Source organism: Mesorhizobium sp. M0496, assembly GCF_040321205.1.
GTDB lineage: Bacteria > Pseudomonadota > Alphaproteobacteria > Rhizobiales > Rhizobiaceae > Mesorhizobium.
In genome coordinates, this window is the sequence record NZ_JAMYRC010000001.1 from 86,768 (window position 1) to 102,473 (window position 15,706).

At 63.2% G+C, this 15,706-nt stretch carries 16 protein-coding genes and 1 pseudogene; 8 read left to right on the forward strand and 9 right to left on the reverse strand.

The genetic code is table 11. The annotated features are described in order from the left end of the window. Positions 1-162 precede the first annotated feature (162 nt). Entirely contained in the window at positions 163-1,083 is a 921-nt protein-coding gene (locus NKI73_RS00450; protein WP_352627290.1) for a glycine--tRNA ligase subunit alpha, read from the forward strand. A 3-nt stretch (positions 1,084-1,086) separates the two neighbouring features. Here NKI73_RS00450 and NKI73_RS00455 read toward each other — a convergent pair whose 3' ends face one another. After that, positions 1,087-1,263 (reverse strand): hypothetical protein, encoded by a 177-nt coding sequence (locus NKI73_RS00455; RefSeq protein ID WP_352626509.1) that lies wholly within the window; start codon positions 1,261-1,263, stop codon positions 1,087-1,089. Positions 1,264-1,458: 195 nt separating this feature from the next. Here NKI73_RS00455 and NKI73_RS00460 point away from each other — a divergent pair, with 195 nt between their 5' ends. Together NKI73_RS00460 and NKI73_RS00465 are read left to right on the forward strand one after the other, a co-directional pair. Further along, the gene (locus NKI73_RS00460) at positions 1,459-4,185 is read left to right on the forward strand and encodes a glycine--tRNA ligase subunit beta (RefSeq protein ID WP_352626511.1); all 2,727 of its coding nucleotides are present in this window, start codon (positions 1,459-1,461) and stop codon (positions 4,183-4,185) included. Between the two features lie 50 nt (positions 4,186-4,235). After that, positions 4,236-4,538 (forward strand): ATPase, encoded by a 303-nt coding sequence (locus tag NKI73_RS00465; RefSeq protein WP_352626513.1) that lies wholly within the window; start codon positions 4,236-4,238, stop codon positions 4,536-4,538. An 80-nt stretch (positions 4,539-4,618) separates the two neighbouring features. Here the strand turns inward: NKI73_RS00465 and NKI73_RS00470 are convergent, their stop codons facing one another. After that, positions 4,619-5,005, reverse strand: coding sequence for a hypothetical protein (locus NKI73_RS00470; RefSeq protein ID WP_352626515.1), 387 nt, complete (start codon positions 5,003-5,005; stop codon positions 4,619-4,621). Between the two features lie 144 nt (positions 5,006-5,149). Further along, complete coding sequence (locus NKI73_RS00475; protein WP_352626517.1) at positions 5,150-5,641, reverse strand: hypothetical protein; 492 nt, start codon at positions 5,639-5,641, stop codon at positions 5,150-5,152. Positions 5,642-5,832: 191 nt separating this feature from the next. On the opposite strand from NKI73_RS00475, the gene NKI73_RS00480 reads away from it, so the two are divergent. From NKI73_RS00480 to NKI73_RS00490, 3 genes are all read left to right on the forward strand, one after another. Continuing rightward, positions 5,833-6,792 carry an L-threonylcarbamoyladenylate synthase gene (locus tag NKI73_RS00480; protein WP_352626519.1) on the forward strand — a complete coding sequence of 320 codons (960 nt, stop codon included), beginning with the start codon at positions 5,833-5,835 and terminating at the stop codon, positions 6,790-6,792. Between the two features lie 23 nt (positions 6,793-6,815). Next, positions 6,816-8,246 (forward strand): FAD-binding oxidoreductase, encoded by a 1,431-nt coding sequence (locus tag NKI73_RS00485; protein WP_352626521.1) that lies wholly within the window; start codon positions 6,816-6,818, stop codon positions 8,244-8,246. A gap of 185 nt (positions 8,247-8,431) precedes the next feature. Further along, positions 8,432-8,998 carry a DUF6101 family protein gene (locus tag NKI73_RS00490; protein WP_352626523.1) on the forward strand — a complete coding sequence of 189 codons (567 nt, stop codon included), beginning with the start codon at positions 8,432-8,434 and terminating at the stop codon, positions 8,996-8,998. Between the two features lie 96 nt (positions 8,999-9,094). Here the strand turns inward: NKI73_RS00490 and ubiA are convergent, their stop codons facing one another. Beyond that, the gene (gene ubiA, locus NKI73_RS00495) at positions 9,095-10,078 is read right to left on the reverse strand and encodes a 4-hydroxybenzoate octaprenyltransferase (RefSeq protein WP_352627292.1); all 984 of its coding nucleotides are present in this window, start codon (positions 10,076-10,078) and stop codon (positions 9,095-9,097) included. A gap of 68 nt (positions 10,079-10,146) precedes the next feature. Then, a complete protein-coding gene (locus tag NKI73_RS00500) occupies positions 10,147-11,058 on the reverse strand; it encodes a LysR family transcriptional regulator (protein WP_352626525.1) in 912 nt (303 codons plus the stop codon). A 43-nt stretch (positions 11,059-11,101) separates the two neighbouring features. Here NKI73_RS00500 and NKI73_RS00505 point away from each other — a divergent pair, with 43 nt between their 5' ends. Then, positions 11,102-12,010: a phytanoyl-CoA dioxygenase family protein gene (locus tag NKI73_RS00505; RefSeq protein WP_352626526.1), complete on the forward strand. Its 909-nt coding sequence runs from the start codon at positions 11,102-11,104 to the stop codon at positions 12,008-12,010. Between the two features lie 57 nt (positions 12,011-12,067). Then, complete coding sequence (gene purD / locus NKI73_RS00510) at positions 12,068-13,345, forward strand: phosphoribosylamine--glycine ligase (protein ID WP_352626527.1); 1,278 nt, start codon at positions 12,068-12,070, stop codon at positions 13,343-13,345. A gap of 24 nt (positions 13,346-13,369) precedes the next feature. Here purD and NKI73_RS00515 read toward each other — a convergent pair whose 3' ends face one another. The 4 genes and pseudogenes from NKI73_RS00515 to NKI73_RS00530 form a co-directional block, all read right to left on the reverse strand. Next, positions 13,370-14,467 carry a glycoside hydrolase family 25 protein gene (locus NKI73_RS00515; RefSeq protein ID WP_502905635.1) on the reverse strand — a complete coding sequence of 366 codons (1,098 nt, stop codon included), beginning with the start codon at positions 14,465-14,467 and terminating at the stop codon, positions 13,370-13,372. Positions 14,468-14,613: 146 nt separating this feature from the next. Next, positions 14,614-15,117, reverse strand: a complete 504-nt coding sequence (locus NKI73_RS00520; protein ID WP_352626532.1) for a GNAT family N-acetyltransferase — start codon at positions 15,115-15,117, stop codon at positions 14,614-14,616. Continuing rightward, a complete protein-coding gene (locus NKI73_RS00525; RefSeq protein ID WP_352626533.1) occupies positions 15,114-15,401 on the reverse strand; it encodes a type II toxin-antitoxin system TacA family antitoxin in 288 nt (95 codons plus the stop codon). The genes NKI73_RS00520 and NKI73_RS00525 overlap by 4 nt, the downstream gene beginning before the upstream one ends. A gap of 58 nt (positions 15,402-15,459) precedes the next feature. Further along, positions 15,460-15,695, reverse strand: a pseudogene (locus NKI73_RS00530) (hypothetical protein). Positions 15,696-15,706 lie beyond the last annotated feature (11 nt).

The following is a 15,706-nucleotide window of genomic DNA, read 5'->3' on the forward strand; positions in this document are numbered from 1 at the left end:
AACATCTTCCGGTAGACGACGAACCCGGAGCGCTCGGCAACCCTTGTCATAGAGCTTCGCGGCGGCGCTTTGCTTGACGCTTCGCCGCCGTGTCTCTAGGACGTGCCGGCAAGCTAGCCTGTGCTGTCGAGGCCCCCCGTGACGATTGAAATCCCCGCCCATATGCATCCCAGCCGCTCGTTCCAGGGGCTGATCCTGACCTTGCACAATTACTGGGCGGCCTATGGCTGCGTCATCCTGCAGCCCTACGATATGGAAGTCGGCGCCGGCACCTTCCATCCGGCAACGACACTGCGCGCGCTCGGACCGAAGCGCTGGAATGCGGCCTATGTCCAGCCTTCGCGTCGTCCCAAGGATGGCCGCTATGGCGAGAACCCGAACCGGCTGCAGCACTATTATCAATACCAGGTGATCCTGAAACCCAACCCGCCCAACCTGCAGGAGCTCTATCTCGGCTCGCTGGCGGCGATCGGCGTCGATCCCCTGCTGCACGATATCCGCTTCGTCGAGGACGATTGGGAAAGCCCGACGCTGGGCGCCTGGGGCCTCGGCTGGGAATGCTGGTGCGACGGCATGGAGGTGTCGCAGTTCACCTACTTCCAGCAGGTCTGCGGCATCGAATGCGCGCCGGTGGCCGGCGAGCTGACCTACGGGCTTGAACGCCTGGCCATGTATGTGCAGGGCGTCGACAATGTCTACGACCTCAACTTCAACGGCCGCGAAGGCGCCGACAAGGTCACCTATGGCGACGTCTTCCTGCAGGCCGAGCAGGAATATTCGCGGCACAATTTCGAATACGCCAACACGGCGATGCTTTTGCGCCACTTCGAGGACGCCGAGGCCGAGTGCAAAGCGCTGCTCGATGCCGGCGCGCCGGCGTCGAACGACAATCTGCCGACGCACCGCATGGTTTTCCCGGCCTACGACCAGTGCATCAAGGCCAGCCATGTCTTCAACCTGCTCGATGCGCGCGGCGTGATTTCGGTCACCGAACGGCAGAGCTACATCCTGCGGGTGCGCAATCTGGCGAAAGCTTGCGGTGAGGCGTTTCTGAAGACGCAGGCGGGTGGCCTGGCGGCCTGAGTTTCAGGCACGCTTCATCATCTCGAGGGAAGCGTTGATTGGCGACAGGATCTGCCCGCTCGCGCCGGCCATTGTCCGCAATGCCTGCCGTACACCCGGCATCGAGAACGCGCCGTGAGCCTGCGCGGTGAAGCAGGCGCTGAGTGCGAGGATCTGCAGAAGTCTGGATGCCGTTTTCATGGTCGTTGAGCCAATGGTTCCCTGCCTGAGCGTGTGTCGCTTCAGCGCTGAGTTCGGTTCATGGAAATCTTTGATCCAAGGACGGGTGGCGTGGTCTCGTCCCGACAGGATGGCCAAAATTTGTGTAAAGGGTGACAGCAGCCAGCCGAGTTGCTATGCCCCGCCCGGACCACTCTCCCGCATGAGCTGACCCCGATGCCTGACCTGCTTCTAGAACTTCGCTCCGAGGAAATCCCTGCGCGCATGCAGCGCAAGGCGGCGGGTGACCTGAAGAAGATGCTGACCGACGGTCTGGTCGAGGCGGGGCTGACCTATGAGGCGGCGCGCGAGTACTGGACGCCGCGGCGTCTGACCCTCGATATCAGGGGCCTGACCGCTCGCTCGAAGGATGTTCGCGACGAGATCAAGGGGCCGTCGACATCAGCGCCTGAACAGGCGGTCCAGGGTTTCTTGCGCAAGGCAGGGCTTGCTTCGGTCGCCGAGGCGCATATCCATTCCGATCCGAAGAAGGGCGATTTTTATGTCGCCCACATTTCGAAGCCGGGCAGGCCTGCGGAAGAGATCATCGCCGAGCTGGTGCCGGACATCATCCGCAATTTCCCCTGGCCGAAATCGATGCGCTGGGGCCCGGCCTCGGCCAAGCCCGGTTCATTGCGCTGGGTGCGGCCGCTGCAATCGATCCTGTGCACCTTCGGCCCGGAGACCGAGGAGCCGGTGGTGGTCGATTTCGAGATCGACGGCATCCGCTCCGGCAACATCACCTATGGCCACCGTTTCCATGCGCCCGATGCCATCACGGTGCGCCGCTTCGACGACTATGTTTCCAAGCTGGAAGCGGCCAAGGTCGTGCTCGATGCCGACCGCCGCAAGGAAATCATCCTTGCCGATGCCCGCAATCTCGCCTTCGCCAACGGGCTCGACCTAGTCGAGGACGATGGGCTGCTGGAAGAGGTGTCCGGGCTGGTTGAATGGCCGGTCGTGCTGATGGGCGAATTCGAGCAGGCTTTCCTCGCCATACCCGCCGAAGTGATCCGGCTAACCATCCGCGCCAACCAGAAGTGCTTTGTGACATCGCGCCTGATCTCCCCCCCTGAGGGGGAGATGTCGGCGAAGCCGACAGAGGGGGTCGCCTCGCGTGAAGCGCTGGCGCCATCTGTGCCGAGCCCGATCGAACCGACCCCCTCTGGCCTGCCGGCCATCTCCCCCTCAAGGGGGGAGATTAGCCAGCTTTCCAACCGTTTCATCCTCACCGCCAACATCGAGGCCAAGGACGGTGGCAAGGAGATCGCCCACGGCAACGGCAAGGTGGTGCGCGCCCGTCTGTCCGACGCGCTGTATTTCTGGACGACCGACCAGGGCGATTTGCCTGATCTTGGTGAGCTCAAGGCGTCAGCGCAAAAATTCGAACTCGATCTGAAGAAACCCCTCGACCAGCGCATGGCCCGCCTCGACCATCTCGGCGTGACTTTCCACGCCAAGCTTGGCACGCAGGGCGAGCGGGTGGAGCGGATCAAGCGCCTGGCCGAAGAACTGGCGCCGATCGTGGCGCAGTCGATCTCCCCCCTTGAGGGGGAGATGGCCGGCAGGCCAGAGGGGGTCGCCTCGCGTGAAGTGCCGGCATCCTCTGTCAGCGATAGGGCGTCGCGCCCCGTCGTGCCGACCCCCTCTGTCGCCTTCGGCGACATCTCCCCCTCGAGGGGGGAGATTACCGCGCTTGCAAGTCGCGCCGCTGTCCTGGCCAAGGCCGATCTCACCACCGAAGTCGTCGGCGAGTTTCCCGAATTGCAGGGCGCCATGGGCCGCAAATACGCGCTGCTCCAGGGCGAGCATGCTTCAGTCGCCGCGGCCATCGAGGAACACTACAAGCCGCAAGGCCCGTCCGACCGTGTGCCGACCGATCCGGTTTCGATTGCGGTGGCGCTCGCCGACAAGCTGGATACGCTTGTCGGCTTCTGGGCGATCAACGAAAAGCCGACTGGTTCGAAAGATCCTTATGCGTTGCGCAGAGCGGCGTTGGGTGTGATCAGGATTCTGGTCGAGAACGGGGTAAGGTTGTCGCTAAGAGCATCGACATTCGAGGCTTCGGAGGAAGTTGCAGACTATATCCGCGATCGTCAGCTTGATCGCCAGTCTGAAATTGCTGCTGAGTTGGAACAGCAACTAGGCGGAGACTCTTTGATCGACCGCGTCATTGAGCGTGATTCAGCGATTCCAAGCGATGCGTTCGAGCGGTCGCAGATAAGGAGGGAAGAAGAGATTGAAAACCTGATCGCCTTCTTCCACGACCGCCTGAAAGTCTACCTCCGCGATCAGGGTGCCCGCCACGATCTGATCGATGCAGTGCTGGCGACAAGTTCGCGCCCAATCTCCCCCCTAGAGGGGGAGATGTCGGCGAAGCCGACAGAGGGGGGCGCTGTCCCGCCGTCCTCTCAGCGCCAAGCGCCCCCCTCCGCCCTGCCGGGCATCTCCCCCTCAAGGGGGGAGATTGGCCAATCGTCCAATGATGACCTGCTGCAGATCGTCCGCCGCGTCGAGGCGCTCGGCTCCTTCCTCGACACAGAGGATGGCAGAAATCTGCTCGCCGGCACCAAGCGTGCGGCCAACATCCTGGCTGCCGAGGAGAAGAAGAAAACGGCGGTCGCCGAAACCGTTGACCCGGCATTGTTGCGCGAGGATGCCGAGAAATCTCTGTTTGCGGCGGTGAACCAGGCTGAGAAGCAAGCCGGCGAAGCGATTCAAAACGATGACTTTTCCGCCGCCCTGCTGGCGCTTAGCGTGTTGCGCGAGCCGGTTGATTCATTCTTTGAGCATGTTCTCGTGAATGATGAGGACCAGGCCGTGCGCGCCAACCGCCTGGCGCTGCTCGCCCGCATCCGCGCGGCCACCGGTCAGGTCGCGGATTTCTCGAAGATTGCCGGTTAAGGACTGAAAAAATATCTTCCAGCCGGTCGTTCGAGCCGGCTTACAGTCATATGACGATGATCTCTTCGTGGCAAAAAGGACATGTTCCCAACCCCACGGAGGCTTCCATGAATTCCGATCACGACATCGAAGTGACAGAAGAAACTCCCGCCGAGGCGCTTGAATCCGCTTCCGAAACCACCCTCGATCATGCCGCGGCCGCAGCGGTCGAAGCCGCCGATCTGTCTGACGATGACGAAGATGGCGACGATGAAGAAGGCGAAGAAGGCGACCACGCCGAAGCTGCCACGCTCTCGGATGACGACGAAGACGGCGAGGCCGAAGAGGTCGACGACAAGGAAGAAGCGGCCTGAGATTCAGTCGCTATCGATGAAAAAGGGCGGCGCCAACGCGCCGCCCTTTTTTCGTCAGTCGTCCCGAATGCTGAGCCCGGTCAGTTCTCGAGAATGCTGACGCGCACGCTGTTTTCGTAGACGTCGACCTGGATCAGCGGCTCGCCATTGACGATGGCGCGCTTGGTCGAGGAACTCATGGCGCCGCCGCGCTCCAGCATGCGTTGCAGATCGGCGCGCTGGTCGTTGGTCCTGAACCAGCCATCACCCTCATCGTCGCTGTCGCGGCGGTGGAACTTGTGCCAGTTGGCGCGGTCCTGCCGCACCATTTGCGCGGCATTGTCCAGTGCATAGCCGTCACTCGCCTGATGGTCCCGATCGGAAATGCGCGCGACATAGGATCCCAGCATGTCGTCGGCATGAGCCGTGCCGCCAAGCAATGCGGCCAGCATAATGCCAGCCGCGGTGACGGTTTCGAATCTTCTCATGATCTACCCCCTTTGCCCCTAAGCGATGAAATCCCGTCTGCCAGGGCCGCTTGCCTAAATACAGGCGATGGCATCCAGCGGCTGACATAAACCGAAACGGGATTTGCCGGACGATGGTGCGCCGGGCGCCGGACCGCAGTCAAGTCACGCCGTCACCGTCAGCCTGTCTTGAGCAAGGCTACTTGGTATAGCCGTTCGGAGGCATCCGCTGACCTGCTGCCTGCATCGGGGCGTTCGGCGGGGCGGATTGGTTCTCAGCGTTGCCCGAGGGGCTGCAGAGGCCGTGGCCGTTGCCGGCGCGGTGCCTGGGGCCGGCGCAGCAGCTGCGGCGGGTTCGGCGGTTGGCGCCGGCGCCGAGAAGGCGGGACCGGTAACGCCGCCACGAATGACCATCGGGCCTGGCTGGAAACCATGCTCGGCCACGGGCTTGTCCGGAATCGCCGCCACCTTTTCAAAGGTGACGTCGGGCTGAGCTTCGCCGACCGCCACCACCGACTTTGCATCACTGGCCATAGGTGCGCCCAGCTTGATGATCGACGGTGTCGAGGATGACGCGCCCGGGAAAACGAGAGACGAGGCCTGGGCCCCACCGGTTGCCGCCGCAAGAATGATACCCAGCAGGATACGCACAGACATGATGACCGCTCCCCTTTGCCCAGAAGCTGCACAATAACGGGCCGGAATTGATACCGGCTTTCGTGGAAGCATAGCATTTTAGGAATTGATAAATTGCCAATGCCCGATTTGCCCAACAGCGTCTTGCCCGACAACGACTTGCCCAACGGCCGCCATCGTATTACGCACCCCGCATCTGCGAGGTGACGAGAGTGGCTGAAATACTTGCCGTTGGCGAGGCGATGGAGCAGGCGCTGGCGCTGCTCAGGGGTGGCGATGTCGTCGCCATCCCGACCGAAACCGTCTACGGACTTGCCGGCGACGCCACCAACGGCACCGGCGTGGCGCGCATCTTCGAGGCCAAGGGGCGCCCGCGCTTCAACCCGTTGATCGCCCATGTCGCCGACATGGCGATGGCCGAGCGCCTCGCGCTGTTCGATCCGCTGTCGAAGAAACTGGCGCTGGCTTTCTGGCCTGGCCCGCTGACACTGGTGCTGCCGCAGCGGCCCGGCAACGGCATCCATCCGCTGGTTACGGCCGGGCTCGATACGATTGCCTTGCGCATGCCGAGGGGCTTTGGCGGTGATCTGATCGCCAGGCTCGGCCGCCCGCTTGCCGCGCCCAGTGCCAATTCATCCGGCAAGATCAGCGCAACGACCGCGCAGGCGGTGGCGGCGGACCTCGGTGCGCGGATCAAGCTGATCGTCGATGGCGGCGCAACCCCGGTCGGGCTGGAATCGACCATTGTCAAAGCAGAACGTGGCAGATTACGGCTGCTGAGGCCCGGTGGCATCGCCGCTGAGGAGATCGAGGCAGCCATCGGCATGGAATTGCTGCGCGGCGGTGCCACCGACGTCGAGGCGCCCGGTATGCTTGCCTCGCACTATGCGCCGGGCGCCGCGATGCGGCTCAATGCCGGGTCGGTCGACGAGGGCGAAGCCCTGCTCGGCTTCGGCGGCCAACGGGCGGAAGGTTGGCGCCGCGCCGCCGCTTTCCTCAATTTATCCGAAACCGGAGACCTGCGCGAAGCGGCGAGCAACCTGTTCGCTTTTATGCAGGAGCTTGACCGCAGCGGCGCGCGGACCATCGCCGTCGAGCCGGTTCCCTTCGACGGCCTGGGCGAGGCGATCAACGATCGCCTCTCGCGTGCCGCCGCCCCTCGTGACATCTAACGGCCCACAACATAGTTTTCCCCATGACCGAAAATTCAGACAAACTCGATCCCGCTCTCACCGATCGCTTCGCGGCGATCGTCGGCGACAAATATGCGCTGCGTGAAGAGCAGGATATCGCGCCTTACCTCGTTGAACGGCGCGGGCTCTGGCACGGCGCGACATCGCTGGTGCTGCGGCCGGGCAGCGTCGACGAGGTCAGCCGGATCATGCGGCTGGCGACCGAGACGGGAACGCCAATCGTGCCGCAAAGCGGCAACACCGGCCTGGTCGGCGCCCAGGTGCCGGACACTTCCGGGCGCGAGGTCATCCTGTCGCTGTCGCGGCTCAACCGCATCCGCGAAATCGATGTCCTGTCCAACACGGTGACGGTCGAAGCTGGTGTCATCCTGCAGACGCTGCAGGAGGCGGCCGATGCCGCCGACCGGCTGTTTCCGCTGTCGCTGGCCGCGCAGGGCTCCTGCCAGATCGGCGGCAACCTGTCGTCCAACGCCGGCGGCACCGGCGTGCTTGCCTACGGCAATGCGCGCGAACTTTGTCTCGGCGTCGAGGTGGTGTTGCCGACCGGCGAGGTGTTCGACGATCTGCGCAAGCTGAAGAAGGACAACACCGGCTACGATTTGAAAAACCTGTTCGTTGGCGCCGAAGGCACGCTCGGCGTCATCACCGCCGCCGTGCTCAAGCTGTTTCCGAAGCCGAAGGGTCGGGAAGTCGCGTTCGTCGGCCTATCGTCGCCCGAAGCCGCGCTCTCCCTGTTCAGCCTGGCGATGGACCGCGCCGGGGCAGCACTGACCGCCTTCGAACTGATCGGCAGGCGGCCATACGACTTCACGCTGGCGCATGCCCAGGGCGTGGTGCGACCCTTGGTCGACGATTGGCCGTGGTATGTGCTGATGCAGATTTCGTCCGGCCGTTCATCGGAAGATTCGAGAGCGTTGATCGAGGACGTGCTCTCGGCGGGCCTCGAGCAGGAATTCGTCGGCGATGCCGTTATCGCGGCAAGTCTCGGGCAGGGCGATGCCTTCTGGAATTTCCGCGAGTTGCTGCCCGAGGCGCAGAAACCGGAGGGCGCCTCGATCAAGCACGATATTTCGGTGCCTATCGCATCGATCCCGCGTTTCATCGCAGAAGCCGCCGGCGCCGTAGCGTCGGTGAGCGCCGGCGCCCGCGTGGTCTGCTTCGGCCATATGGGCGACGGCAATCTGCACTATAACATCTCGCGGCCCGTCGACGGCGACGACGAGGCGTTTCTCGCTCTCTACCATCCCATGAACAAGGCGGTGCACGACGTCGTGCGCAGCCTGCACGGTTCGATCTCGGCCGAGCATGGCATCGGCCAGTTGAAGCGCGACGAACTGATCGCCACCGCGCCGCCGATGGCGATCGATCTGATGCGCAGGGTGAAAGCTGCCTTCGACCCGGCCGGCATCATGAATCCCGGTAAGGTTATCTGATCCTTTCAACATCTTGTGGCTGGTGGGATTCCGATAACCATCCCTGAGATCAGCAAAATTTAACCGACTTTCTTAAGCGGGGCGGTAAGGAGCCCGCGCTACTGTCTCCATACAAACGAGGCTGGAAAAACCGGCCCGGAGAGAACCGGACACCGGCTCTCAGGAGACAGACAGGAAGGCAATCTATGAACACCGGACTGAAGCCAGTCTGGGCGGGACGCAACATGCGTCTCGACCCATTTCGCCTGCCGCAAGTGGTGAGCTACGCGACACGCGACGACTACGGCGACGTGACCTTCACCATCGACCAACGCGGCGCCGTGATCCGCCGCCTGCTCGAGATGAGCGGCCTGCCCGCGATCGTCGTTTTGCCCGCCAATGCGTTCCGCGGCGTTGCCGCTCGCGCCATGGAGGACCCGGACGGCAATGTCACCGTGACCCTGGAACTCTTGCACAATGATCCGATGCTGTCGGTGCCGCTGCTGGTTGCCGACGATCTCGACGATGTCGCCGCCGACTGGCGCGCCTGGGCCGACGCCTACCGTCTGCCGATGCTGCTGATCGAATCGGACGGCGTTGCCCGCACCCTTGAAGAATCGCTCGGCGCCGCCATCAAGACGCTGCCGCCGCAGGATCGCCGCAAGGGCCGCGTTTCCAACACGCGCCGCCCGCGTTTCCTCGCTCGCCGCAGGGCTGGCGCCCTCGGTCTCAGGCTGGTCATCGACGGCCAGGAAATCATTTCGCGGGAGTGAGATGCGGTCCGCGATAGCGGACGAAAAGCCAATTGCTTGGCTTTTCGAGCTTCGAACGCCCTGAGCCTGCGAGGGGCCGGGGCGAGGGACCTAGCGCTAAACCAGCGGCTTCAGCGCCACCCATACAGCGCCGCCGATCAGGCCGAGGAAGATCAGCCAGCCGACCTGGTTGTTCGATCTGAACAGCCGCAGGCATTGGTCCGGATTGTCGATATCCAGAACAGCGATCTGCCGGGCCATATGCGCACCGGCCGCGATCAGTCCGGCCAGCGCCACCACCGGGGCCTGCGCCGAGGCGAAGGCGATGGCAAAGCAGATCAGCGCGCCGCCATAGAGCCCTGCCAGCCACGATTTGGTGTTGTCGCCGAACAGGCGTGCCGTCGAGCGCACGCCGACAATGGCATCGTCTTCCTTGTCCTGATGCGCGTAGATCGTGTCGTAGCCGATGACCCACAGGATCGAGCCGATATAGAGCATGATTGCAGGCCCATCGAGATCGCCGAATTCGACTGCCCATCCCATCAGCGCGCCCCAGGAAAAGGCGAGGCCAAGCACAAGTTGCGGCCAGTTGGTTATCCGCTTCATGAACGGGTAGATCGCGATGACAACCAGCGAGCAGATGCCGAGCAGGATGGCGAAGCTGTTGAACTGTATGAGCACCGCGAGGCCGACCAGCGCCTGCAGGGCAACAAACAGCCATGCCCGCCGGCGCGTCGCCTTGCCCGACGGCAGCGGCCGCGAGCGCGTGCGGTCGACCTGGTTGTCGATGTCCTGATCGACGAGGTCGTTGTAGGTGCAGCCGGCGCCGCGCATAGCGATGGCGCCGGCCAGGAACAGCACGAGATACCAAGGTGCCGGCAGCAGCGACAGCAGCGGGTCGCCGGGGCGCGGATAGGCGCTCGCCGCAAGGGCCGCAGACCACCAGCACGGCCACAGCAGCAACTGCCAGCCGATCGGCCTGTCCCACCGGGCAAGCTGCGCATAGGGCCATATCGAGCGCGGCAGCACGCGATAAACCCAATGGCCGTTCGGCGCATCGGCGACACGGCCCTGCGCCGTTTTCGACTGGATAGTTTCCATGTCCATGGAGTGGCAGCAGCGGCGGAAACCGTCAAGCGGCAAGCGGGGGAGCAGCGTCCGTCAGCCTTTCACGAAGCAAAGATGTCGCGGGCGGCGAACCAACCCTTGGCAACCTCGACGAACGCCAGCGCCGCATTCGACACACGCTGATGCGTGTCATAGGTGAGCAGGATCCGCTGCATCGGCAGCGGATCGGACAGCGGCTTGCAGATCAGCGGCAGCCCGTCATAGCTGCGGTCGCCGTGCGGGCGGGTATAGCTGACCGCGACGCCGAAGCCGTTGGCGACCATGCTGCGCTGCAGTTCGAACGAGCTTGTCGTCATGTCGGCCACTGGCGAAAGGCCGCGGCTGCGGAACAGGTCGAGCATGTGCTGCCAGCTGTGCGGCTGGTCCGTCGTGATCAGCGGATAGGCGGCAAGATCCGCAAGGCTGACCGACGGGCGATCCGCCAGGGCATGGCCCGCCGGCAACAGCGCATGCGGGTGAAGTTCGCGCAGCAGGATGCGGGCAAAATGCATCGGCAGGCTGAGATCATAGGTGAGACCGAGATCGATGGCCGCATCGCCGAGTCGTCGTCCCAGCGTTTCGAACGTCTCGTCGCGAACGACGACCTTGACGGCTGGATGGCGTTCGGAAAAGGCGCGGAGCAGAGCCGGCGCGAAGAACGGCGCCAGGTCCTCGAAGCATCCCAGCACTAGCTCACCGCTGACAGCCGATTTGGTTGAACCCAGGCCGATGAGTTCGTCCGTCTCGGTGAGAACCTGCCTTGCCTTGGCCACGACGGCGCGGCCAAACGATGTCGGCGAAACGCCGCTTCCGCGCTGGCGCACGAACAGTTTCTGGCCGAAATTCTTTTCGACCGCGTCTATGGCCACCGAAATCGACGGCTGCGATACGTTCAGCACCTTTGCCGCGCCGGTGACGCTGCCGTGACGCGCCACGGCGACGAGATAGCGCAACTGCGTGAGGGTTACATTCATAGGCATATTCTATGTGTCGGATGGAAAGTTATCATTTTACTGAATGAAGGCGGGTTGCGATAGTCGGTTCATTCCAGGAGGAGAACGCCATGGCTTCGACTATCAGCGTGACGGCGCCGTCTGCATTCGCGGCGCCTTCAAGGGCTGGGTCGACACGATTGCCGCCGGCATCGAGCGCAACATGCAGAACCGCAGCGCCACCGCGTCCGATATAGCTAACGGTCGCGGCAGTTTCTTCGACGACTATTGCAACTGGGAGCGCATTCCCGAATTCGTCAGCGTGGTGCGGAACTCGCCGGCTGCCGAACTGGCGGCGGCGGTCATGCAGTCGCGCACCGCGCAGTTCTTCCACGATCACGTGCTGGTCAAGGAACCCGGCACGCAGAAGCCTACACCCTGGCATCAGGACATCCCCTACTACTTCGTCGATGGCCAGCAGACGGTGAGTTTCTGGATTCCCATCGATCCGGTGAAGGAGGCGACGCTGCGGCTGATCGCCGGCTCGCACAAATGGGACAAGATGATCCTGCCGGTGCGCTGGCTCGACGACAGCAATTTCTACGCCGGCGAGGGCGACTATTTGCCGGTGCCCGATCCGGACACGGATGCGTCTATGAAGGTGCTCGAATGGGAAATGGAGCCGGGCGACGCCATCTTGTTCGACTTCAGGACCGCGCATGGCGCGCGCGGCAATCTGACCGCGGCGCGGCGCCGGGCGCTGTCGCTGCGCTGGGTCGGTGACGATGCGCGCTATGTCGAGCGGCCAGGGCGCACCTCGCCGCCCTATCATGGCCACGGCATGCAGCCGGGACAGAAATTGCGTGAAGACTGGTTTCCGGTCGTCTACCAGGCTGAGTTCGAGCCAGAATATGGGCGCCGTGTTCGGCGCCCATATTCGGCTGGGGATAACGTTCCCGTGCGCAATTCCGATCAAAGCACCCTGATGTCTTGACCCGTCGTCCAGAGAGCAATAGCGGGTGCTCTAAGAGATCGGCATCAAGAGGTGGCCATGAACGTTCTTCTTCTCGGCTCCGGCGGCCGCGAACATGCGCTCGCCTGGAAGATCGCTGCGTCGCCGCTGCTGACCAGGCTTTACGCAGCCCCCGGCAATCCGGGCATTGGCGGTGAGGCCGAACTGGTGAAGCTCGACATCGCCGATCACGCTGCCGTTGCCGCCTTTTGCAAGGACAAGAAGATCGACCTCGTCGTGGTTGGTCCGGAAGGGCCGCTGGTGGCCGGCATTGCCGACGATCTGCGCGCGCAAGGCATCCGCGTCTTCGGACCCTCCAAGGCCGCCGCGCAACTGGAAGGCTCGAAGGGTTTCACCAAGGATCTCTGCGCCCGATACAACATCCCAACCGCCGCCTATGGTCGCTTCGGCGATCTGGCCTCCGCGAAGGCCTATGTCGAGAAGATGGGCGCGCCGATCGTCATCAAGGCCGACGGGCTCGCTGCCGGCAAGGGCGTCACCGTCGCCATGACGCTGGACGAGGCGCAGGCCGCACTCGATGCCTGTTTCGATGGTTCCTTCGGCGCCGCCGGCGCGGAGGTGGTGGTCGAGGAGTTCATGACCGGCGAGGAGGCGAGCTTCTTCTGCCTCTGCGACGGCACCACGGCGCTGCCCTTCGGCACCGCGCAGGATCACAAGCGCGTCGGCGACGGCGACACCGGCCCCAACACCGGCGGCATGGGCGCCTATTCGCCCGCCCCGGTGATGACGCCGCAGATGGTCGAGCGCACCATGCGCGAGATCGTCGAGCCGACCATGCGCGGCATGGCTGAACTTGGTGCGCCCTTCGCCGGCGTGCTGTTCGCCGGGCTGATGATATCAGACAAGGGGCCGAGGCTGATCGAATACAACACCCGTTTCGGCGATCCGGAATGCCAGGTGCTGATGATGCGGCTGAAGGACGATCTGCTGGTCCTGCTCAACGCGGCAACCGACGGCCAGCTTGCGCATAGCTCGGTGCGCTGGCACGACGAGGCCGCGCTCACCGTGGTGATGGCGGCCAGGGGCTATCCCGGCACGCCGGAAAAAGGCTCGGTCATCCGCGGCGTCGACGACGCGGCGAGCGATGGTGTCCAGATATTCCACGCCGGTACCGCCATCAATGGCGGCGCGCTGGTTGCCAATGGCGGCCGTGTCCTCAATGTCACGGCGACGGGAAGCACGGTCGGCGAGGCGCAGAGACGAGCCTATGCCGCGCTCGATCGGATCGACTGGCCGGATGGCTTCTGCCGCCGCGACATCGGCTGGCAGGCCGTGGCGCGCGAGCAGGCTGGCTAAAGTCGCTATTGGAGAGACGGCAGTCTACCGCTGGCCGCGATCGATCTCGGTCGACGCGGTGCTGAGCGGATCGGCGACGGCAAAGGCGGCGTCGAGTTGCGCGGGAGAACGCTGTTCGGTCCGCTTCCACGCGACATATTGGACAATGCCGTAATTCGCCCGTCGTGGCACTGTCTTCACGACTGGCATGCGGAAGCCGTCGCGAAATTTCGTCCAGCGCGTGCCCAACGCCACAACCATGTCCTCGAAGGTCGGCGGCGCCGCCACCGAGGCGTAGGTGATGGTGACATTGCCGGCGAGGCCGGCTTCGCGTGAGACGGGAAGCGGTATCGAGGCGAGATAGTCGGGCGGCACGTCGATGAGCCCACCGAACGGCCATTGCGCACGCAGCGTGGCGGCATTCGTCGGCGCGACATTGACGTCGATGTCCTTGGGCGTACCGGCGACCCTGTAAGGGCAGCGGAATCTGCCGCAATTGGCTCGCGCCGAAAACTGCCACAGTGCGTAGCCCTGCCAGTTGCCCATCGGAAAATGCACGTCGATGTCGTTGACGTAGCGGGCATACCAGAGCGGCAGCCGCGACAGGAGCCTATATCTGTAGCTGTTGTCGGCAATGTACTGGGCTGTCTTGCCGTTGGTGTAGATGATCGGGAAGCGGCCGACGCGCCGATGCACCTGGCGGACGAACTCCTCGGCATCGTCCAGTGACATCCATTGCGAAGGATCGTTGCCCTCGATGTCGAGGGCCATGAGATCGTCCGGCGCGGGTTCGGCGAAATCGAGGAAATTATTGGCCTGCTCGACCGGATTACCGGGGCGGGCGAGATGATATGCGCCCCATTTCAGGCCAAGCGCCTTGGCCACGACCCTGCGCGTCTGGAACAGCTCGCGCGTCACCGCATGGCGCTTCCACAGCGCCTTGCACAGTTTCACCTCGGTGTCGTCGCCCAAACAGAAATAGGGCGGCGGCATGCCGTCGGATGCCTTATTGATGAAGCCGACCACCCGCTTGTCGGTGGCGAGCTGGGCCCAGTCGATGGAATTGTATTCGTAGGCATCGACGACCAGGGCACGGTCGGCGTTCTTCCACGGCTCGGAAAAATCCGAGGCCTTTGCCGCCATCGACAGCGCCATCGTCGCCGCAAATGCGAGAAGCGCTGTGCGGCGAAGGAGGCGCGCCGTCCTTTGCAAACAGGGAATCCCCGTTGATCAAAGACAGATGCTGAACCGCTATGGTTAAGGAAGTGCTTTCAAGGCAATGCGGTGCGTCAGTCGAACAGCTTCAACGCCGTCGCTACAGATAGGAACATCGACAACGGACGGTCTTGAAATGGCGTGAAACCATGTTTGCGATAAAAAGCCGCGGCCTTGTCGTCCTTGGCGTCGACGATCAGCGCGAAGCAGGCAGGAGCAGCTTGGGCGCAGCGCCGGAGCGCATCCACGATCAGTATCGATCCAACTCGTTGTCCCTGATATCGGGTATCGACTGCCAACCTTCCGATCAATATGGCGGGCAGGACTGGATAGCGCGGTAGGCGTTTTGTCAGGTCTTGTGGCAGCGAAGCTATGGGCACGCTTGACGCTGCAAGAGTGTAATATCCGGCAATGAGATCGACATCACGGTCTGCGGCGACAAAGCAGTTGCTGACTCGGCGTTTGACGTCCTGGCTCGCCTGCTCGCGTAGATAGTGGTCGAGTGCCAGCACGCCACAACTGAATACCTTACGATCATACGATCCGCCCAGCGGCTCGATGATCAGGTCTAGACTCACCGGGATTCGACGACAAGTCGCTTGTAGGCGTCGGCAGCTTTGCGCAGCGCTTCATTGGGTTCGGGTGGATTGAGAATGGCTTCTACCAGAGCGTGCTGATCCTCGATGGACAGGCGGATGATAGCAGTCTCCTCAATGGTGCGTTGTGCAGCTTCCTGCGCTGCGGAGACCACGAAGTCGCTGACGCTGCGGCCCTGGATTTCGGCGGCACGTTTCACCACACTCAGCATATCCGGTGAGATCCGAGCTTCGAGACGGGCGGTACGGGTCTGTTGGTTTGGCATCACGATCACCTCTAGTGCGATATGTACGGGTTTTGACCGTACATATCAAGCGCCCCGTTCAGCGTTGCGTGAATGGCTGAACCTCAAACGGGTCAGGCGCTGGCTCTTGCCGCAACGTGCCATCGGCCGCGCGTTTGCGGTGGTGGGCCAGCCAGCATTGCGGCGAGCACAATATGCCGCGATCCGACCAGTAGGCGGCGCGTGTTCCAGTCTGCCCTCATGATACCAGAACCCCGCCGCGCGATAGGACAGGCCGCATTCAATGCAGCGGTAGGTGTCGGGTCTGGCAAGCATGGGATGGTTCC